General features: G+C 47.9%; 22 protein-coding genes. 1 reads left to right on the top strand and 21 read right to left on the bottom strand.

Annotated features, from left to right (window positions below):
- Nucleotides 1-50: 50 nt before the first annotated feature.
- The 11 genes from dinG to C5I45_RS08895 all read right to left on the bottom strand — a co-directional run bounded on the left by dinG (nt 51) and on the right by C5I45_RS08895 (nt 10,863).
- Entirely contained in the window at nt 51-2,837 is a 2,787-nt protein-coding gene (gene dinG / locus C5I45_RS08945; protein WP_014305292.1) for an ATP-dependent DNA helicase DinG, read from the bottom strand.
- A gap of 121 nt (nt 2,838-2,958) precedes the next feature.
- Nucleotides 2,959-3,342 carry an aspartate 1-decarboxylase gene (gene panD / locus C5I45_RS08940; RefSeq protein ID WP_003153510.1) on the bottom strand — a complete coding sequence of 128 codons (384 nt, stop codon included), beginning with the start codon at nt 3,340-3,342 and terminating at the stop codon, nt 2,959-2,961.
- A 1-nt stretch (nt 3,343) separates the two neighbouring features.
- The gene (panC, locus tag C5I45_RS08935) at nt 3,344-4,204 is read right to left on the bottom strand and encodes a pantoate--beta-alanine ligase (RefSeq protein ID WP_060657622.1); all 861 of its coding nucleotides are present in this window, start codon (nt 4,202-4,204) and stop codon (nt 3,344-3,346) included.
- 3 nt (nt 4,205-4,207) lie between these two features.
- A complete protein-coding gene (gene panB, locus C5I45_RS08930) occupies nt 4,208-5,041 on the bottom strand; it encodes a 3-methyl-2-oxobutanoate hydroxymethyltransferase (RefSeq protein WP_032857093.1) in 834 nt (277 codons plus the stop codon).
- A 244-nt stretch (nt 5,042-5,285) separates the two neighbouring features.
- Nucleotides 5,286-6,263: a bifunctional biotin--[acetyl-CoA-carboxylase] synthetase/biotin operon repressor gene (locus C5I45_RS08925; protein WP_003153505.1), complete on the bottom strand. Its 978-nt coding sequence runs from the start codon at nt 6,261-6,263 to the stop codon at nt 5,286-5,288.
- Nucleotides 6,248-7,438: a CCA tRNA nucleotidyltransferase gene (locus tag C5I45_RS08920; protein WP_003153504.1), complete on the bottom strand. Its 1,191-nt coding sequence runs from the start codon at nt 7,436-7,438 to the stop codon at nt 6,248-6,250. Before C5I45_RS08920 ends, C5I45_RS08925 begins: the two co-directional genes overlap by 16 nt.
- Nucleotides 7,439-7,442: 4 nt before the next feature.
- Nucleotides 7,443-8,576: an N-acetyl-alpha-D-glucosaminyl L-malate synthase BshA gene (gene bshA / locus C5I45_RS08915; RefSeq protein WP_107994337.1), complete on the bottom strand. Its 1,134-nt coding sequence runs from the start codon at nt 8,574-8,576 to the stop codon at nt 7,443-7,445.
- Nucleotides 8,573-9,286 (bottom strand): bacillithiol biosynthesis deacetylase BshB1, encoded by a 714-nt coding sequence (gene bshB1, locus C5I45_RS08910; protein WP_003153501.1) that lies wholly within the window; start codon nt 9,284-9,286, stop codon nt 8,573-8,575. The genes bshA and bshB1 overlap by 4 nt, the downstream gene beginning before the upstream one ends.
- Nucleotides 9,279-9,692 (bottom strand): methylglyoxal synthase, encoded by a 414-nt coding sequence (gene mgsA / locus C5I45_RS08905; protein ID WP_003153499.1) that lies wholly within the window; start codon nt 9,690-9,692, stop codon nt 9,279-9,281. Before mgsA ends, bshB1 begins: the two co-directional genes overlap by 8 nt.
- A gap of 23 nt (nt 9,693-9,715) precedes the next feature.
- Entirely contained in the window at nt 9,716-10,519 is an 804-nt protein-coding gene (gene dapB / locus C5I45_RS08900; protein WP_003153497.1) for a 4-hydroxy-tetrahydrodipicolinate reductase, read from the bottom strand.
- An 8-nt stretch (nt 10,520-10,527) separates the two neighbouring features.
- A complete protein-coding gene (locus C5I45_RS08895) occupies nt 10,528-10,863 on the bottom strand; it encodes a nucleotide pyrophosphohydrolase (RefSeq protein WP_003153495.1) in 336 nt (111 codons plus the stop codon).
- 142 nt (nt 10,864-11,005) lie between these two features.
- On the opposite strand from C5I45_RS08895, the gene C5I45_RS08890 reads away from it, so the two are divergent.
- Nucleotides 11,006-11,878, top strand: coding sequence for a YitT family protein (locus C5I45_RS08890; protein WP_003153493.1), 873 nt, complete (start codon nt 11,006-11,008; stop codon nt 11,876-11,878).
- A 23-nt stretch (nt 11,879-11,901) separates the two neighbouring features.
- On the opposite strand, the gene C5I45_RS08885 is transcribed toward C5I45_RS08890, so the two are convergent.
- The 10 genes from C5I45_RS08885 to aroA form a co-directional block, all read right to left on the bottom strand.
- Nucleotides 11,902-13,077, bottom strand: a complete 1,176-nt coding sequence (locus C5I45_RS08885) for an oxalate decarboxylase family bicupin (RefSeq protein WP_107994336.1) — start codon at nt 13,075-13,077, stop codon at nt 11,902-11,904.
- A 29-nt stretch (nt 13,078-13,106) separates the two neighbouring features.
- On the bottom strand, nt 13,107-13,889 hold the full coding sequence (gene ypjB / locus C5I45_RS08880) for a sporulation protein YpjB (RefSeq protein WP_014305298.1): 783 nt from the start codon (nt 13,887-13,889) through the stop codon (nt 13,107-13,109).
- Nucleotides 13,890-13,956: 67 nt separating this feature from the next.
- Nucleotides 13,957-14,550: a lipoprotein heptaprenylglyceryl N-acetyltransferase LhaT gene (locus C5I45_RS08875; RefSeq protein WP_024085533.1), complete on the bottom strand. Its 594-nt coding sequence runs from the start codon at nt 14,548-14,550 to the stop codon at nt 13,957-13,959.
- 106 nt (nt 14,551-14,656) lie between these two features.
- Nucleotides 14,657-15,424, bottom strand: a complete 768-nt coding sequence (locus C5I45_RS08870) for a menaquinol-cytochrome c reductase cytochrome b/c subunit (protein ID WP_003153486.1) — start codon at nt 15,422-15,424, stop codon at nt 14,657-14,659.
- A 31-nt stretch (nt 15,425-15,455) separates the two neighbouring features.
- Nucleotides 15,456-16,130, bottom strand: coding sequence for a menaquinol-cytochrome c reductase cytochrome b subunit (gene qcrB / locus C5I45_RS08865; protein ID WP_003153485.1), 675 nt, complete (start codon nt 16,128-16,130; stop codon nt 15,456-15,458).
- Between the two features lies 1 nt (nt 16,131).
- Nucleotides 16,132-16,635, bottom strand: coding sequence for a Rieske (2Fe-2S) protein (locus C5I45_RS08860; RefSeq protein WP_003153484.1), 504 nt, complete (start codon nt 16,633-16,635; stop codon nt 16,132-16,134).
- Nucleotides 16,636-16,772: 137 nt separating this feature from the next.
- On the bottom strand, nt 16,773-17,219 hold the full coding sequence (locus C5I45_RS08855; RefSeq protein ID WP_003153483.1) for a YpiF family protein: 447 nt from the start codon (nt 17,217-17,219) through the stop codon (nt 16,773-16,775).
- Between the two features lie 54 nt (nt 17,220-17,273).
- On the bottom strand, nt 17,274-17,813 hold the full coding sequence (locus C5I45_RS08850) for a ReoY family proteolytic degradation factor (RefSeq protein ID WP_003153482.1): 540 nt from the start codon (nt 17,811-17,813) through the stop codon (nt 17,274-17,276).
- Between the two features lie 73 nt (nt 17,814-17,886).
- Nucleotides 17,887-19,158 carry a tetratricopeptide repeat protein gene (locus C5I45_RS08845; RefSeq protein ID WP_017418032.1) on the bottom strand — a complete coding sequence of 424 codons (1,272 nt, stop codon included), beginning with the start codon at nt 19,156-19,158 and terminating at the stop codon, nt 17,887-17,889.
- A 318-nt stretch (nt 19,159-19,476) separates the two neighbouring features.
- Nucleotides 19,477-20,763, bottom strand: coding sequence for a 3-phosphoshikimate 1-carboxyvinyltransferase (gene aroA / locus C5I45_RS08840; protein ID WP_107994335.1), 1,287 nt, complete (start codon nt 20,761-20,763; stop codon nt 19,477-19,479).
- Nucleotide 20,764 lies beyond the last annotated feature (1 nt).

Here is a 20,764-nt window from a genome sequence, read left to right as displayed (position 1 = left end):
ATAAAAACAATTCCTCATCCCACACCACGAAAGCCGCGTTTATGCGGCTTTTATTCCGTTTGGCTGACATAAGCCCCGAGTTCGGCATCCGTCAGCTCCAAAAGGGATGAAGTCGGGAGCGCTTCAAGAAACAGCCGTCCGTATCCCGCCGTCTTTACACGCTGATCTAAAAGAACGATCGTTCCCTTGTCTCCCGCCGTACGGAGCAGGCGCCCGATCCCCTGTCTGAACGTTAACACGGCCTCAGGCAGGGAAATCGTCTGAAACGGATTTTTCCCCTGCTTCTTGGCAAATTCGCATTTTGCGGCGTGAAGCGGATTATCAGGCGCCCTGAAAGGAAGTCTTGCGATCATGACGGTTGACAATTCATCCCCCGGAAAATCAACGCCTTCCCAGAAATGATTCGTTCCGAGCAAAATCGCCCGGCTTGCCGTTTTAAAGGTTTTCATTAATTTACCGGGACTCCCGCCTGAAATACCTTGGGCGAGAAGCTGAATGCCTGAGATCTCCATACTGAGTTTCAGTTCCTGATACACTTTTTTCAGCATATCATGAGACGTAAACAGGACAAGGATCTTCGGCTGTTTTCCCTTTGACATGATTTCTGCATACTTGGCAATATGCTCAATGACTTCCCGCTCCCCGTCATATTTAACGGATTTCATCTCTTTCGGAATGATGACGTTCATCTGATCATCGTAAGAAAAAGGAGACGGGATGCTTTTGGTGCGCGGATAAAAATCCGCAAGTCCGAGCCTTTCAATCATAAATTGAAAAGACTGCTCCACCATTAAGGTCGCTGATGTGAGCACAACGCTTTTTTTGCGGGCGAAAAACTGGTCTGCCAGCATTTCACCGGGCTCCAAAGGCTGCGCATAGATGCTGACGGCATTTTTTGCGCCCTTCGCATCAATTTCAACCCAAACGGCTTCTTTCTCATCATTTTCAAACAGCAGCCTGCTGAACGTATCGCGATATTCTTTCAGCCCCCTGATACACTTTACATATTCGCCCGCTAAAAAAGCCGCTCCGCTTTTCATCTGATCAAGCTTTTGGTGTAACAGTTTCTCCTGTACGGAAAACATGTCAAGCAGCTGATCCAGCATCGCACAAAGCCGCTCCGCTCCGTCCGTTATCATGTGAAACCCTTTATCCTGGCTTTTATGATTGAGACTATAGACGAGACGGTTCAGATCGTCTTTAGGTTTTCTTCGTTTGACAAAAGAATGCACTGAACTGAAAAATGCGTCGCTTTCCGATTGAATATGCTTCATCCACTCATCGGCGTCAAAAAAACTTTCCGCCGGCAGTTCATACGTATAAAACAGTTTTCTCATCCGCTTTAACAGTCCGTGTTCCTTTAAGGTCCCGATTCGGCTGAGCTTTGTGTGCAGTCCGATGTATGAAGCTCTCTTCCCCAGGTGCTCGCTGGCGGCGCGTTCGAAATGATGCGCTTCATCAATGATGACCGTTCCGCTTGCAGGCAGTTTTTTCGTTTCACTGCTTTGATCTGAAAACAGCAAAGCATGGTTTGTGATAATCAGATCTGCGGCCTGCGCTTTTTCTTTAGCCCGTTCATAAAACCCGGCAGCCGAGTCCTTCCCTTTTTTCATAAAAGAATTCTCATCGTAAGCCATGCGCTCCCACAGCAATCTGCCGCCTGATGGAAGATTCAGCTCAGCGGCGTCGCCCGTTTCAGTCTCCGTCAGCCAGACGAGAAGCTGCGCTTTCGTCAAAACCGCATCATAGTTGTCATCTTCCTCATGCAGAATATGTTCAAACTTCGGCAGGCACAGATAATGTGATTTCCCTTTTAAAATAGCAGCTTTGACCGGCCAAGGAAACATACGCTCCAAAAGCGGAAGATCTTTAGACATGATCTGCTGCTGCAAAAGAGTAGAGTACGTGCTGATAATGACGGGAGTTTGTTCCGCTTTGGCAAATAAAACAGCCGGAACGAGATAACCGATCGTTTTTCCGATGCCGGGCGCCGCTTCAATCAGCGCATGCTCCCGATTGCGGAAGGCGCCAAGCACTTCATCCATCATCGTAAGCTGTCCTTTCCGCTTTTCATAGCGGGGGATGATGCCGGACAAGATCTGTTCTTTTTCTTCGTTCCACTTTTCAAGGTCAATGGCCGCATTCACCGGACGGGAAACCGGAATGTGATCGGGCTCTTTAATTGAAAAAGAGGCGTATGGAATGCAGCTCTTTTCTTCCGCCGGCCTGCTTTCATGAATAAAAGAATCCAAAAGCAGCGTCAAATCGCTGATAAAATGCTGTGAAAGCCTTCTAAGCTGCTTTAACGTCGGTAAAGGCAGATGTTTCAGTTTATGTAAAATGTCTAAAAAGACCAGGCCCGTAACCTCCGCATCGCTGTCTGCGCGGTGAGGGCGGTCATGAACAATATTCAGCTCTGCGCACAACTCACCGAGCTTATATCCTTCAAACCCCGGGAAAACAATACGCGAAAGCTCAACCGTATCAAGCACTTCACAATCCGGCAGCTCATAGCCCGCTTCGCTCAGTTCATGCCGGACAAATCCGAGGTCGAAATGAATATTGTGGGCAACAAAATACGCGCCGTCAAGCAGATGAAAAATCTCCTCTGCGACCGCTTCAAACGGCAGTTCATTTTCAACCATTCCGGACGAAATTCCGGTCAGCTGTTCAATAAACGGCGGGATGGCCTGATTCGGATTGATATATTTTGAAAACCGCTCAGTTATTTGTCCATTTTCAATGACAACCGCTGCGATTTGAATGATTTTATCGCCCTTTTTCGGCGAATTTCCTGTTGTTTCGACATCTATGACAACGAACCGTTGTTTGTTCATTAAAATGGACACCTCAATTCTTGCATACGAGAAAAGTGTAACACGTTTTGTTGAGAAATGGAGCGGAAAAACAGCTTTTGCCCCTAAATCTTAAAAGAAAACCCCCATGAAGGGGGCTCTTTTACAAAATCGTGTGTGCCGGCTCCTGGCCCAGCATCTGCTCGATTTTATTCTGATCATCCAGAACGGCCACCTTCGGCTGATGGCTTTTTGCTTCCTGATCAGACATCATTTGATAAGAAATAATAATGACTTTATCTCCTTCTTGGACGAGACGGGCGGCAGCTCCGTTTAAACAGATGACGCCGCTCCCCCGCTTACCGGGAATAATATACGTTTCAAGTCTCGCTCCGTTGTTATTATTCACAATCTGAACTTTTTCATTAGCGAGCATTCCGACGGCATCTAAAAGATCTTCATCAATCGTGATGCTGCCGACATAGTTTAAATTGGCTTCCGTCACGGTAGCGCGGTGCAGTTTTCCGGCCATCATAGTGCGGTACATATTATGATCTCTCCCATTCATCAATATCAATAATGATATTATCAATCAGTCTGGCTTTAGAAAATTGGACGGCGCAGGCCAGAATGACCTTGCCGTTTAATGTTTTAAGCGGAGTCAGCTCCGGATAAGCGTACAGTTCGGCATAATCAATGACGCCGCTTGTGTTTTCGATGATACCGGTGACGGTTTTTATAACGGTTTCCGGATTTCTTTCACCGTCTCTGACCAGTTCGGCACCTTGCTGCAATGCTTTATAGATCATCGGCGCTTCTTTGCGTTCCTGCTCAGTCAGATAGACGTTGCGAGAGCTTTTGGCAAGTCCGTCTTCTTCTCTGACCGTGTCCACTGCAACCAATTCGATATCCATAAAGAAATCCTCAATCAATCCGTCCACAACCGCTGCCTGCTGGGCATCTTTCAGGCCGAAGTAGGCGCGGGTCGGTTTAACGAGATTGAAAAACTTCGTCAGCACAGTGGCCACTCCGTCAAAATGGCCGACGCGGGAGACGCCGCACAACACGTCAGTTCTCCTTTTCACTTGCACGGCAACATTTTGCTCGCCCTTATACATGTCACTCGGAGACGGCGTAAACAAAACATCTGCTCCCGCCTGTTCTGCAAGCCGGGCATCGCGCTTTAAATCTCGCGGATATGCTTCGTAATCCTCGCCCGGTCCGAATTGAGTCGGATTGACAAAGATGCTCATCACGACAATATCGTTTTCTTTGTTTGCTTTTTCAACCAGGGTCAGGTGTCCTTCATGAAGAAAACCCATTGTCGGGACGAATCCGATCGTCCGGCCTTCTGAGCGGTATTGTGCAATTAATTCTTTCAGCTGTTGAGTTTCTGTCAGTTGTTTCATCGCTTACTTTCCTCCGTATAAGCCTTGCAGCACAGTTTGGTTTATCTGAAAGGAATGCTTTTCTTCCGGGAAAACCCGTTCTTTCACATCACGGACATAATCGCTGAGGGCCGACTCAATCGTGCCGTCGATTTTGGCGTATTGCTTCACGAACTTCGGTGTTCTGTCCACGCCGTGGCCGACGACGTCATGATAGACAAGGACTTGGCCGTCCGCTTTTGAACCGGCTCCGATTCCGATGACGGGAATGGATACTTCTTCTATTATTTTAGCAGTCAGTTCAGCAGGCACACATTCAAGCACGAGCATCATCGCTCCCGCCTGCTCGCATTTGATACTGTCTTCAATGAGCTTTTTCGCGCTTTGCTCATCTTTTCCCTGCACTTTATATCCGCCTAATACGCCGACAGACTGCGGTGTGAGGCCTAAATGGCTGACGACGGGAATTCCGCCGAGAGTCAGCGCGCGGATGGATTCGAAAACGCCGTCTCCGCCTTCCAGCTTTAACGCGTCCGCGCCGCTTTCCTGAATAATGGCCGCGGCGTTTTTCAATGTATCCTCTTTTGAAAGGTGGTAAGACATAAACGGCATGTCAGTTACGATAAACGTATTTTTCGCACCGCGTTTTACCGCTTTTGTATGGTGAATCATGTCCCTGACCGTTACGCCGACGGTTGAATCGAGTCCGAGCACGACCATTCCGAGCGAATCCCCGACTAAAATCATGTCGACTCCCGCCTGTTCCGCAAGCTTTGCCTGCGGATAATCGTAAGCGGTCAGCATCACGATCGGCTCTCCGTTTTCCTTCATTTTCATGAAATCCAGTTTTGTTTTCATTCTGTTTCTCCTCCTCTAAACGGTGAGGAGATGAGCCGCCAATTCTTCGCAAGCAAAAAAGCCTTCTGTAAAATAAGAAGGATTCCCACTTGTTTAACGTTCGGCGAATGTCATCCCTCTGTCCCAGTCCTTTTTTGGATCAAGGCAGACTTTTCGTAATCTCTGTTCTGCTGATCAGGTGCAGTTCATTATGATACTGCCCATAGGAAGTATACCAAATTCACGAGGCTTGTACCAACTAAGATTAATTGAGCTCAATATCGGCAGAATAGATCTTCTTTATACCGTCTCTCGTTTCCAAAAGAAGAACTCCCTCATCATCAATGCCGAGCGATTTCCCGTAAAACGTTCCTTGCAGCGTTCTCGCTCTGAGCTCGTTCCCCAGTCCGACCGCATAGCTTTCCCATAGCAGCTTGATCGGTGTAAAGCCGTGGTTCAAGTAATCCTGATAGCGTTTTTCAAAAGTCAGCAGAATCTCTTGTATCAGACCCGCTCTGTCAATTTTTTCACCGGCTTCCATGCTCAGGCTCGTCGCAATGTCCTGAAGCTCGCCGGGAAAATCGGTTTCCTGCTGGTTCACGTTGATGCCGATCCCGAGAATAACCGAACGGACACGGTCCTCTTCCGCCTGCAGCTCAGTTAAAATCCCGACGGCTTTTTTGCCGTGAATCATTAAATCATTCGGCCATTTAATGGCGGCCTGTACGCCTGTAAAAGCCTCGATGGCCTGTACGACCGCAACGGCGGATAACAGGGTGAGCTGCGGCGTTTTTTGCAAAGGAACGTCGGGTCTCAGAATGAGGCTCATCCAAATCCCGTTTCCCTCCTGTGAATGCCATACTCTGGCCATTCTTCCTCTGCCTGCCGTTTGTTTATCGGCGACTACGAGGGTCCCTTCCGGCGCGCCGTCATTGGCAAGTTCATGAGCGGTTTTTTGGGTGGACGGCAGGACGTCCCGGTAATGAAGCTGTTTGCCCAAAACCTCTGTTTTCAGCCCGAAACGGATTTCGGATTCACTGAGTTTCCCCGGTTTTTTAATGAGCCTGTACCCTTTTCGTCTGACCGCCTCAACCTCATAGCCCTCTTTGCGGAGCTCCTCTATATGTTTCCAAACGGCGGTTCTCGAGCAGCCGAGCGCGTCACTTATTTTCTGCCCGGAGATAAAGCCGTCACCCGCCTCAGAAAATAAATCAATTAATCGGGTTCTTAATGTTGATCCCATGATGCGAGCCACTCCTTTATGTCATGTTTTCGGTTAGGAAGCTTCCCTGCCAATACCGCTTCTTCAATCCGGCGAAGTTCTTCGGCCACCCATTTACCCGCGCGGCGGTTTCTGAGCTCCATCAGATCAGCGCCTGAAATGTCGAGGTCTCGAAGGCTTTTGATCGGCAGCTGCTCATACAGGCTCTGAACCTCTTTCAGCTTTTGTTCATCAATCGTCTTATGCTGTTTCAGCATCCCGATTTTAACGGCTGAAAACAGCGCCTCTCCCGCTCGGTACATCGCTTCTGCTTCCAGCTGCGCCGGATAAACGCTTATGATCTGCACCGCTTTTTTTATGACCTTTCCCGGCAGTTTCCATTGTTTTAAAAACGCCTCGGCACTTTTCGGACAAAGACCGAGAAACAATAACAGCGCTGCCCAGCGTTCTTCGCGTGCATCTAAAGAAGAAAACGGAAAGCCGCTTGCTTCAAGCATTTGCTGCTCATAACCGGAAAGGCCGGGCAGCTCTTGTATCAGACCTGTCTGCACCATCGTTTGAATCGCTTCTTGTGAGAAAGCGCCCTGCATCAGCTTTTCAAACTCGACGGTCTTTCGTTCTACTGATACATGTGCCAAAAGCTCCCTGTCTTTTATGACGGCCTCTCTTGTTTCTTTTTCTAACAGAAAGCCGAGCTGACTCATAAAGCGGACGGCTCTCATCATCCGCAGAGCGTCTTCCCGAAAACGGTCTTCAGGGTTACCCACCGTACGGATCAGCTTTTGTCCGATATCATGTGCGCCTCCGAAATAATCAAGCAGCTCTCCTTCGGCAGACATCGCCATCGCATTAATCGTTAAGTCTCTCCGCTTTAAGTCTTCTGATAAAGAAGTAATGAACCGCACAGCTTCCGGGCGCCGATAGTCCTTATATTCTGATTCGGCACGAAAAGTGGTGACTTCATAGGTTTCATCTTCCCACAGGACGATGACGGTGCCGTGCTCTTTTCCTACATCGACAGTCCGCTTAAAGAGGCGCTCCACCTCATTCGGCGAAGCGCTGGTTGCGATGTCCACATCACCTATTTTTCGTTTCATATAGCTGTCTCTGACGGCTCCCCCGACAAAGTACGCCTGATGGCCCGCCTTCATCAGATGATGAAGGATGGGGAGGGCTTTGACAAATTCCTGTTCCATAAGATCACTCCGGTCCTGCCAATTCGTCATAAATCCGTTCATACTGACTGACGATTCTTTGCGAAGAAAAGGAGGTCTCCACCATTTTCAGCGCATGATCAGTCAATCGTTTGCTGAGCTGTTTATCTTCTAAAACGGCAAGCGCTTTTTCAGATGCCGCCTGAATATCGCCGACTTCCACCAGAAAACCGCTTACTTGATCTTTAATCACTTCCGGGATGCCGCCGATATTTGTTCCGATGCACGGCACGCCGCAGGCCATCGCCTCAAGGAGGACGAGTCCGAAACTTTCTTTTTCAGACAGAAGAAGCTTAAGATCGCTGATGGAATACAGCTCTTCCATCCTGTCCTGATTTCCGAGGAGCAGCACTTGATCCTGCAGTCCGTATTTTTCGACAAGCTGCCAAGCGACGCACTTTTCCGGCCCGTCACCGACAAGCAGGAGCTTCGCCTTTGTGTTGGCTGCGATATTACGGAAAACGCGGATGACATCTTTAACACGTTTTACTTTTCTGAAGTTCGAAACATGGATGACGACCTTTTCATCCGGCAAAATACCATGTTTCTCTTTTATACTCTCTGTATTTTTCTTAAGATAAACACGTTCATCAATAAAGTTGTAGATGGTCTCAATTTTTTTATCCGGCTTGATTAAGTCATATGTTTCTCCGGCAAGCGCGGTTGATACCGCCGTCACTCTGTCGGACGCTTCGATGGCAAAACGGATTAAATCTTTTAATGACGGATCATATCCTAAAACGGTGATGTCTGTACCGTGAAGCGTCGTCACGATCCCGATGTCACGCTTGAGCATCTGTTTGGCTAGATAAGCGCATACCGCATGCGGCAGCGCATAATGCGCGTGAATGATATCAAGATTTTCCCTCGCGGCCACCTCGGCGATTTTGCTCGCCAGTGTAAGGTCATAAGGCGGATGTTTAAATACCGCGTATTGATTGACTTCCACCTCATGAAAATGAATATTCGGATGATATGTATTTAATCTGAACGGGATGCTTGATGTGATGAAATGAACCTGGTGCCCTTTTTCCGCAAGCAGCTTGCCGAGTTCCGTCGCAATAATACCCGAGCCTCCGACACTCGGGTAGCATGTAATCCCTATTTTTAATGGTCTCATTGTCCGCCCCCAAAAACATCATCATTCAAAACGGGAAGCTGTTTTGAAAAGAAGCCTTCAGCATACCCCGTCCCGGCTTCTTTGCCATACAGTCTTTCCCGCGCTTCCACCATTTCGATATAACCGTTGGTCAGCGGTGTGTTCACTGACTGCGCCGTAGGAATAAACTGGCTTTGATAAGCGTGCAGGCTTTCTTTTTTCAGATCGATGGTTTCCGTTATGTCGATTACAAAGTCCGGACGGTGAAACCCGTTGATCATATAATAGTATACGCGCTGAGCCTTATGAGCCGGCAGTTCCTGATGATCTCTGTATTTATGAATTCCCGCCGAGAACACCGCTTCTTCGACCAAAGCCGCCGCATTGCCGTGGTCAGGATGGCGGTCTTTCGGATAAGGCATGAAAACGGTTTTCGGCCGGCAGGCTCTGATGACACTGACAATCCGGCGGATGCCGTCCTCACTTTTCAAAAGCCCGCGGTCGGGAAGCGTAAGCTGGATTCTCTCTTTTACGCCGAGAATTCGTGCCGCCTCTGCCGCTTCTTCTTTTCTTATCCCTACCGTTCCGTTAGATGATAGTTCGGCCTCGGTCAAATCGCATATCACCGCGGTTTTTCCTTGAGCCGTAAATTTTGCGATCGTGCCGCCCATACCGATCTCGACATCATCACTATGGGCGCCGAACGCCAGGATATCAACGTGTTCAGACATTCGGCTCTCCTCCGCGCACAAGATTGCGGAAATCAAATGCCCCGCCGTCCAGCGTCCGGACGAGGATTTCCGCTGTTCCCATATTTGTGGCGAGCGGGATCGCGTATACGTCACACAGCCGGATCAGCGCGGAGACATCCGGTTCGTGAGGCTGCGCAGTTAACGGATCGCGCAGAAAAATGACGAGATCCAGGGCGTTTGCCGCAATCAATGCGCCGATTTGCTGATCTCCGCCGAGCGGGCCGGATTGAAAACGTTCAACGGACAATCCGGTCGCTTCCTGGATTTTTAAGCCTGTCGTACCCGTCGCGTATAACTCATGATGGCTCAATATATCTTTATATGCGGTCGTAAACTGAACCATATCCTGCTTTTTTTTATCGTGAGCAATCAAAGCAATTTTCATTTGATGTTCTCCCCCTTGCCGATTCAGTCGATAATATTTTCGAGTCCGTATACAAGCTGGTCGATTTTCATCACTTGCTCCACTGACAGCTTCACTCCTGACATAAAGGAAGCCCGGTTATAGGAGTCATGGCGCAGTTTCAGCGTTTGGCCGTCCATGCCGAACATGACTTCCTGGTGGGCGATAAGGCCCGGCAGACGCACGCTGTGAAGGCGGATGCCGTTTAATTCAGCACCGCGGGCGCCCGGCAGAATTTCTTTTTCATCAGGATGGCCCTGCTGCTTTTCTGTACGGACGCTTGAAATCATTTCCGCTGTTTTCAGCGCCGTTCCGCTCGGGGCATCCAGCTTTTGATCATGATGAAGCTCAATGATTTCTACATCTTCAAAATAGTTGGCGGCCATTTGTGAGAACTTCATCATCAGCACCGCGCCCAATGCAAAATTCGGAGCGATGATGGCGCCGATTCCTTTTTCTTCAGTCAAGGCTTGAAGCTCCTCTAAATCCGCTTCAGAAAATCCGGTCGTTCCCACAACGGGGCGGACGCCGTGTTCAAGAGCGGCTTTCGTATGTTTTTTGCCGATTTCAGGCGTTGTCAAATCGATCAGCACATCCGGTTTTGTTTCTTGGAAACATGCGCGGATATCCGTATAAATAAGAGCGTCTGAATCAGCTGACATCACTTCCCGTAATGTTTGCTGATCGTATGTATGGTCAATGGCGCCGACAAGCTCAAAATGAGGCGTGCGGACGGCAAGTTTTACGGCCTCCTGGCCCATTCTGCCTCTCGGTCCGGCAATGACGACTTTAATGGTTTCATTTGACATGGTTTCTCCTACTTTCCTTCTTCTTTTCTAGTCCAGCGGTCTTTATCACGTGTATTAAATTTATGCATGACGCGGTTATGAGCTTCCTCCAATGAAATATCAAGGGAGTTGGCGAGGCAGATCAGAACGAACAGCACATCGCCCATTTCCTCTTCCATGCTTTTCTCATTTTCCGTCGTTTTCTTCGGCTTTTCCCCATAATAATGGTTGACTTCTCTTGCAAGTTCGCCCAGTTCTTCCGTGAGACGGGCCATCATGGCAAGCGGGCTGAAATAGCCTTCTTTGAATTGGCCGATATATTCATCGACCTCAGCTTGTAAGTCTTTCATCGTTTTGTCACTCACTGTGCGAATACCTCCTGTCATCTCTTCCATGTTAGCTAATTCAAGTACATTTGACAAATGTTAAAAACGGCAGTTTGCTGTTTTCTTTTGTATCCACTATAATATTTACGCAATCTTATGGAAGGAAAAGGGGTTTGATGCAATGCTTGGAGAAATCAGAATCAAAAACATTTGCTTTATTTTAATCGGCGCCGCTGTTTTTTCATTCGGACTGGTTCACTTTAATATGCAGAACAATTTGGCGGAAGGCGGATTTACCGGCATTACGCTGCTTTTATATGCGTTATTCCACATCAGCCCTTCTATTTCCAACCTGGTATTAAACATTCCTATCTTTTTCATCGGCTGGCGTATGCTCGGCCGGACGATGTTTGTCTATACCCTGATCGGCACCGTCTCTCTTTCCGTTTTTCTGAGTGTTTTTCAGCGCTACGAAATTCATATGCCGCTGTCGCATGATTTAGCGCTGGCCGCCTTGTTCGCCGGTGTATTTATCGGCGCGGGTCTCGGCATTATTTTTAAATACGGCGGCACGACGGGCGGGGTCGATATCATCGCTCGGCTGATCAACAAATTTTTCGGAATCCCGATGGGCCGGACGATGTTTGCCTTTGACGCCTGTGTCATTCTGCTTTCTTTGTTTACGTATCTTTCTTACAAGGAAGCGATGTACACGCTTGTAGCCGTTTTTGTCGCTGCGAGATTGATTGATTTTATACAGGAAGGCGGCTATGCCGCAAAAGGGGCAACGATTATTTCTTCGAAAAACGATTTGATCCAGCAAAAAATCATTGAAGAGATGGAGCGCGGCGTCACCGTTTTAAAAGGACAGGGATCATATACAAAAGAAGACAGGGACGTTCTTTACTGCGTCGTTCCGAAAAACGAAATTGTGCTTTTGAAAAGCGTCATCACTTCCGTTGACCCGCACGCCTTTGTTGCAGTAAGCGACGTCCATGATGTGCTCGGCGAAGGATTTACGCTTGATGAAAATAAAAATCCGATCAGACGATAATAAAAAGGCGGCTTTTGCCGCCTTTACTGTTCGTGTTTCCATTTGACAACCGGTGATTTTTTCTTTTTCAATCGGCGGGCGAATGCCGGACTGACATTGAGCGTCTGCTCGACGAAGCGCTGCGGCGTCAGTGCCAGCCATTGGTTTAAGGAGACGTCTTCGAAACGGTCGCTTTTGAAGATTTCCAGAAAGCGAAGCACGGTGTCACCGGTATTCTGAACATAATGTCCCATTGCAACAGGAACATATCCTACGTCACCCGCTTGATAGTTAAATGTCCGCGCTCTTCCCTCCGCCGCAAACACCGTCATTTTCGCTTCTCCTGAAAGGTAATACTGCCACTCGTCCGTATTCGGGTGCCAATGCAATTCTCTCATGCCTCCGGGTTCGACCTCCACAAGAGCTGCAGCAATCGTTTTTGACACCTTAAACGTTTTTGAATCGACAATCTTTACTCTTCCCCCGCTGGTAACAAGAGGCTCCTGCCGGGAAAGCTTGTAGCTGAACGGCTCTAAAACGGGGCCTTCCGGGGAAGAGACTGCTGCCCGCTCAATTGGGGGCGGCGCTTCCAACTGGAACATATAACGCTCTTTCTTGTGAATGTAAGCCAGCTCATAACCCGGAACACCGAAGTTCGCCTCCAGCACGCTGCGCGGGGTGTGGGCAAACCAGTCCGTTACTGAAAAGGTGCTGTTTTCTGAAAAAGAGCCGTCATCAAAGACGAGCAAAAACTCACTTCCCTGCTCTAATCCTTGAATGGAATGAGGAATGCCGGAAGGAAAATACCACAGGTCCCCTTCACTTACGTTATCAATAAAATTCCGCCCATTTTGATCGACCGCAGTTAAACGTACTCCTCCGTTAATCACATATCCCCATTCGGCTTCTTTATGCCAATGAAGCTCCCGCACAGCTCCCGGTTTCAGCCTCATGTTCACCGCCGCGATGTTTTTGGATACCGGCAGTTCCCTGACCGTCACCTCTCTGGACCATCCGCCGTCTTCAAGCCTCATATGCGTATCAGAAAATGAGAATTTCAAGTTTTGAACCGTTCCTGCATCCGTTGAAGGCGGAACGAGCATGTCAGGATTCTGGAAGTCACGCGCGAGGTTTCGCGGTCCTTCGTCAGTCGCCCCTTTTCTGCCTCTGATCGGCTGCGGGAGGTGTTTTGAAGCCAATTGCTGGATGAGTTTTTTCACTGACTTAGCTCCTTTACAGCAATTTGTGTTTATTTAGACTTAGGATACTCACGCTTTTTCTCTTTCTTTTTTTCCGCTCTGTATTTTCGGTAGCCGACATATGTCAGCGCAGTAATAATGATACCGCCTGTTGTCAGAATGACCCAGAGCAGCGAAGGGTCAGCGTCATCCCGCTCCACCTTGTCAAAAACCCGCTTTAAATCCTGCTGCAGGAGCGTCAGACGCTCAAGCTTTGTTCCTTTTGTCATCTGCTGAAACCCTTCCTGCTCAATCACCTCGATATGTTTCGCCACCGTATCAAGCTGGCCGGCCGACACATCCATTGTCAGGCTGGGATAAATTAAATCATATAATGATATAAATTCATTCCACTTTTCATTGAAATTTCCACTTCCGTTTCCGCTGACATCTTCTTTTAAGGCGCTGAATGTCGCCATAATCGGTCTTTCAAGCGAACCCCACAGCGGATCGGAGTGGTCTTCCATCGCATCCATTACCAACCTGAACTGGGCGGCTGCCCGGATTTTTTCGGTATCTGAGGCGTCTGCCTGTTTCAGGACGCGCACTAAATCATTGAAACCCAGAGTCACCTGCCTGACTTCGGCGCCGCTCAGTGAGTTTACGTGTGTCATTTTTTTCTTAAAGTAGCCAAGCACTTGCAGAGCCTCATCATACTGCGAATGCCGCGTCATTTGGAAAACGGTATCCGAAAGGTCGTTCAGTTCCTTGAGACCGCCCTCATCTTCAGCTTTGGCAGTTGTGATGAAACACATAAGAGCAAGTAAAAGACAGATCGTCAGCTTTCGTTTCATAGAGGTCCCTCCCACTCCTTCTCTTTACAGAATATGAGGAGCGGGACAAGGTTAGACCAAGATTCTATCAGTGTAAGTCAAGCTTTATCCGTCTTTTAGAAATCACCAAATAGTATGCAAGGCCGAGTGAAAATATGCTCAGCCAGAATGTAGCATAGCCGATCTCTTGCATATAGTCATTGAGCATTGAGTAGCGGGGCATCATGCCGAAAAGATAATCAATGACGTCATTATGAAGCGTCCAAACAGCGGCAACGGCAAGATGCCATAACCGGAACCGAAAATACGGGCTGTATAAAACGCCTTGAACGGCCATGGCAAAATGTGAAGCAATCAGCATGTACCCTTCCCAAGGCATCTGCCCCATTTTGACCAGCACAAAGACATTCATTCCGACCGCCCACAGCCCGTATTTTACAAGGGTTACAAGAGCCAGCGCTTCAAACAGCGGCGCGTTTCTTCTCATGAGAAATGCCAGAAGCACAAACAGGAAGAAAAACGTCGCCGTCGGGCTGTCAGGCACAAATATCAGAAATCGGAACGGCGTGTCCGCAAGCTGCGGCACATACCAATAATAGCCGTACACCGTACCGATAAAATTAACGGCAAGAACAAGCAGAAGCATGCCGCGCAACCCTAAAAGATAAGAAATCCACCTCATACCATCAACTCTCAGTCCGTAAAAAGTATGTATCATGCAAAAAAAGCTGACATCCGGTCAGCTCTTTTCATAAAGTATATCCTGCTGTTGTCTACTTCACAATACGTTATTTCGCTGTCGTTTCAGAAATGAACTTCGCCAGCTGATCAAGCTGTTTGTCATTCCCTTTAAAAATACCGGCTGGCATCTGCCCTTTCCCTTTGACGGCGATTTTTTTAATTTCTTCCGGGCTCAGCCCGTTATCGACCAGGGACGGACCGGCGCCCCCCCCTTGAAGATTATCCCCGTGACAGGAAATACAGCCTTGTTCTTTAAATACCTTATAACCGTCTGATTCAGTATCAATGGCGGCTTCTTTTTTAATTTTCCCTTGCTCCTCCGCCTTCGCCCAGTCATGTGTCGCGACTGACTGCCACGTTAAAAAGACCGTAGCGCAAAGCGCCAAAAGCATCATCCCGACGGCAACCGGACGCTTCCACGGCCTTCTTTCAGACCCCCTGTCGAGAAACGGAGCCAAAAGCAGCGACCCGAAGGCAAGCCCCGGTATAATCATCGCTCCGATAACGGTGTAGCTCCCTGCGGCATATTCATATTTTAAAAGCTGGTATAAAAATAGAAAATACCAATCCGGCAGCGGAATATACCCTGTATCCGTAGGATCCGCCACCCGTTCCAAAGGCGGCTCGTGCACAATCGTTAAAACGAGAAACCCGACGAGGAAAACGGCCCCGACCATCCATTCTTTCAGCAGAAAGTTCGGCCAAAACGCCTCTGTCTTTCCAGGATACTCTGAATAGTCTTTCGGTATATTCGGTTTTTTTTCAGCCGGTATCCTTGAATCTCCTACAAACTTCATTCCTTTCCCCCGGTGCATGTCATCCCCTCCCTTTTATATCAGATTTGTATTAAAGCGGTCCTGAAATTCCCTGCTTGCGGATCATAACAAAGTGGGCGCCCATGAGCGCAAACAAAGCGGCAGGGAGAAAAAATACGTGAATCGCAAAAAATCTCGTCAGCGTTTGAGCGCCGACAATATCGTGGTGGCCGGCAAGAAGAGTTTTCACCTGCGCTCCGATCAATGGCGTCGCCTCGGCAATCTGAAGACCTACCTTTGTCGCAAACAGCGCCTTCATATCCCACGGAAGCAAATACCCTGTAAATCCGAGACCGAGCATCACAAAAAAGATCAGAACACCGACGATCCAGTTCAATTCCCGAGGCTTTTTATAAGCTCCCTGAAAGAAAACCCGCAGCGTATGTAAAAACATCATCACGATGACTAAACTTGCGCCCCAATGGTGCATACCCCTTACAATCTGCCCGAAAGCGACTTCATTCTGCAAATAATACACAGATTCCCACGCGTTTTTTATATCCGGCACATAATACATCGTTAAAAACATCCCGGAGAGCACTTGGATAACGGTTACAAAAAACGTCAAACCGCCGAAACAATAGACAAAAGCCGAGAAATGGTGAGCGGGATTTACATGTTCCGGCACTTCATGGTCGGCGATATCCCGCCACATCGGCGTAATATCGAGACGTTCATCCACCCAGTCATAAATTTTATTCAGCATGTCACCCTTCCCCCCTAGGCTTTGCTTTTCCAAGATACAAAAAGCCGTCCTTTACTTTTTGCTCATAACGGTCAAGAGGCGCGAGCGGCGGCGTGCCCGGAACGTTCGTGCCGTCTTTTTCATACAGCCCGTAATGGCAGGGACAAAAGAATTTGTTCGGATTTTTAGGATCATTGTTCCAGTTTACGGTGCAGCCCAAATGCTTGCAGATCGGAGAAAGCGCTATAATTTCATCCCCATGCTTGTAAACCCAGGCTGACCTGGATTCTTCCGATTCGTACCAGGCGTCGACTTGATGAATTTTAAAGTCAAACCGCTTCGGCTCCTTCGTCAGCTCATCCACACTGACAACCTGCACCATTTTTTGATCTCCCGTCGGTTTTAATACCGGATCCAGCGCAAAACGGACCATAGGCATAAGCGCACTGGCGGCCATAAATCCCCCCACGCCGGTGAGCGCATAGTTTAAAAATTGTCTTCTTGATATATCTTGTTTTCCGCCCATCTCTTTCCCCCCTAAAGATTGACCAAAAATTAACTAAAATAGAAAATAATTCTGAGGTTTGACACCCTCATAATATATGAATCTTTCAGCAAGGTCAACAGAGGCAAAACGGGTGTTTTGCAGGATGCCTGGAGTTTTTAAGAATTGTTCCACTTCTGTAACAAAACGTTCAAAATTTCTCCGCACTTGTCATCCGCAATTTTTCTCTTTAAAGAGTCTTTCATATGTTCAAACGGAACGGCAGGTATGTATATGACATCAGACCCTATTTCAGAATCCTTCCATTTTTCGTCTGCCGTCAGGAACAAGGCGTGCCTGAAGTTGGTCATCACCTCTTCTTTGAGTTTTTGAAGCAGGGCGATTTGTGATTGGTCTATATCAACATATGTATAAGAGGGGAATAAATATACCCGTCCCTTCAATTGGCGCTCAAGCTCTTCAGAAAGCAATTGGGTGCTTTCCCCCTGTTCAACGGCCTCTTTTAAGCCTCCTGAAGACGTTATGGAAATTAACGGAATGACAGCGGTATCAATGTAATCCGCAGATTGTAAATAGGCATCGGCATCAGCGGCCCTCCATCTCATGTCTCGTTCCTCCTCTTTACGCAACAAGCCTTGCATATTCTGCAAGGCTGTCATTTATGTGAGCTGATTCAATTGGCGGGAAAGCTTTTCAAATGTTTCTTTGTCGTGGCGGTCCAGCGCCTCGTCGATATCTTTAAGCAGCTTTTCCCGCTGGAAAGTGGAAATGGCATGTTCTAATATTTTTTCAGCCATCCCCTGATCCTGTTTATTTTCAAACAGGTCTTTCGGCAGATGCGGATTTGATTCAAGAACAGCGGCATATTCCGGTGAGCTGTAGGCCGAACGGAAATTCAGCTGGATAAATAAATCCTGCTGTTTATTTAACCGGATGTCGTGAAAAGATTTTTCCGCGTCCGTAGTCATGACATTTTCTTTGTAAAACCTAAACGGCACCTCATCAACGCAATGAGTAGACATGATAATGCCTCTCGGGCAAAATTCGGCTTGTTCTACAAAATGGACTTTTTCCATTAATGAATCATGACTCATTAAATAATTTAAAATCCAGACGCACTCCCGGCGTTTAAGCTGATAATGATTTAAAAACCAACGGATAAAATCCTTTTTTTCATTGACAGAAACAGGGGTCTGCATGTAATTCCCTCCTCTATCGATCGTATAATCTGACATCACTTATACATTCAGCAAGCATGGTCCAAAATCCTGCTTATCTTAAAAATTCATCCTCTATCCGTAAGATTGTTTCTTCAAGCTCTTCGTTTGTTCCATCCATTGAAAGCACTTGTTTTAAAAGCGGCAGCGCTTCTTTCTGGAGACCCTCTTCCAATAAGAAGTGAGCGTATTCATATAAGAAATCCCGATCATCCTGATAATGGAGATACGCAGCTTCGAAGCTTTTTTTCGCTTCAGCGTATTGCTCCAGGCCTGTATAGGCCCCCGCCAAATACCAATTGTATTTCGGATCTTCTTCTCCGTAGCCGCGGACTTCCTGAATCAGATCAATAATCTCTTCAAAGCTTTCTTCTTTATGATAGACGGCTAAAAGCGTATGGAGCGCTTCCACGTAACCCGGATCGAGCGCCAGCGCTTCCTGAAGAAGCTTTTTGCCTTCCTCTTCGCTGCCGAGCTTTAACGCCATTTTCGCCGCATAGAGAAAAAGCTCTTTATTGTATTCATCGTAAGTAATACCTTCTTTAGCGGTTTTTAATGCATCTTCATACATGCCTTCTGCCTCGTAGCTTTTTGCAAGCGGCATATAAAGCGATGAATAGGAAGGATCAAGCCCTTTTAAATCAGACAGCTGCTTGATGGCTGTTTTGACCATTCCCGCCTGATAGGCTGTGAACCCGTACCCGAAAATCGTATTCGGTTCTGTATGTTCTGCCGCCGCTTTTTCATACCATGAAATCGCTTCCTCAAATTCACCCGCCGCGCTCAATGACTCAGCCAGCCTCTGATGAACGTTTACGCCGCCGATTTCGTGCCGTTCTTTTGCCGTCTCTTCATAGTAAGGAACGGCTTTTGCATATGATCCCTGAGTGAAGTATAATTCCCCCAGAGCGAAATCAATAACAGGTTCATCTTGTAACATCGCTTTCGCCTGTAACAGCTTTTGCTCACTTACTTCAAATAAGCCCTGCATCTGATACAGATCAGCCATTAAAAGGAGGCTTTCCGCGTAAGACGGGTCTTCCGGAGAAATCGTCTCCAGCACCTCAAGAGCTTTTTCTTCTTCATCAATATCTATTAACAATTCGGCGTAAAAATTCGTCAGCTCAGACTCATCCGGATAGAGGTCATGCAGATCACTGATCAGCGCTAACGCTTTTTCGGCGTTTCCCCATTCATAGTAGAGCTGGGCTGCAATGGCTTTGTCTTCGTCATGGAGCTCTGTTTCAGCTTTTGAAAGCGCTTTGAGTCCCTTTTCGGTTTCACCTGCTTCAACTAATTTTATGGCTTCTTGAATCAATGTATTCAAATCAGACCGGTCCTTTCTTTTCCTATACCTCATCAACCAAATGAAAAGGGTTTTTATTCGGGTTATTCTTATCATAATTCAGACAGGGCCTGCCCGCAAATAAGATGCTTCACCCGGCATTATAGTTTATCAGAAAATGGTTAAGAGGAAAACGGCAAAAAAGGGGACGGCATCTTTATACGCAAACAGCGCAATTTGTTCCGGCTGTTTCTGTAACGAAAACGCATTCCCCCTTTCTTTTAGTTTTCTGTTTAAGACAAGCTATGTCAAAGCCCAAGATTTTATGACACATGAAGAAAAAAGCCCGAAGAATCGTCTTCAGGCTTTTTTGGCTAATTGATCTAAATGCTCAAAGAATGTCGGATATGAGACATGGATCGCCTCTGTATCACGGATGTCGATCGGCTCTTCTGTCAGGCATGAAGCGATACCGAGCATCATGCCGATGCGGTGGTCGCCGTGGCTTGACACATCGGCTCCGCCCGCAAGCGTTTTTTTGCCGTGTATTTTCATGCCGTCTTCAGTCGGTTCAATGTCTGCGCCGATTTTCCGGAGCTCTGATACGACGGTGTCGATCCGGTTCGTTTCCTTCACCTTCAGCTCCGCAGCGTCTTTAATGACAGTTGTGCCTTCAGCCTGCGTTGCCAAAAGGGCGATAATCGGGATCTCGTCAATTAAACGGGGAATGATTTCTCCGCCGATTTCTGCCGCTTTCAGAGCTGAGGTTTCAATAACCAGGTCTCCGTAAGGCTCCGCACTGTCCGCTTCTGAAGGAATCACTTCAAGTGAAGCCCCCATTTGCTTTAAGACATCAATCATTCCCGTGCGTGTCGGGTTCAGGCCGACGTTTTTCAGCACAATCCGGCTTCCGGGAACGACAGCGCCTGCCGCGAGGAAAAAGGCCGCTGAAGAAATATCGCCGGGCACGAAAATATCGGCTCCCCGAAGTTTCTGACCGCCCGTTACGGAAGCCCTCGTCTCCGTTTCCGCAAGCTCGGCGCCAAAAGCGTTCAGCATCCGTTCCGTATGGTCTCTTGATTTATGAGGCTCAGTGACGGTCGTCGTCCCTTCAGCCTGCAATCCGGCAAGCAGCACGGCAGATTTGATCTGCGCGCTTGCAACAGGGGAGACGTAATCAATGCCTTTCAATTGTCCGCCTCTTACGGATAAAGGCGTAAACCCTCCGTCCGCTCTTCCGTCAATCGCGGCTCCCATCTGTTTTAAAGGCTCCGTCACCCTCTTCATCGGGCGCTTTGCAATGCTTTCGTCGCCCGCTACCGTACTGTGAAATGGGCGTCCGGCTAAAATGCCGAGCATCAGGCGGATGGTCGTGCCGGAATTTCCGACATCAAGAAGGCTGTCAGGCTCACAAAGTGCGTCAATGCCCTTTCCGTATATCGTTACATCACTTCCGTTTTGTTCAATGGAGACACCCATTTTTCTGAAGCAGGCAATGGTGCTCAGACAATCGGCTCCGGGCAAAAAGTTTTTTACCGTTGTCGTTCCTTCCGCAAGCGCTCCGAACATAACAGAACGGTGGGAGATGGATTTATCCCCCGGAATATGAATTTCACCGTTTAAAGACGTCACTTTTTCTCTTTTCAAT

The sequence above is a fragment of the Bacillus sp. ZY-1-1 genome, from assembly GCF_003047165.1.
Taxonomy (GTDB): domain Bacteria; phylum Bacillota; class Bacilli; order Bacillales; family Bacillaceae; genus Bacillus; species Bacillus velezensis.
This window is presented reverse-complemented; position numbering and strand designations above follow the sequence as displayed.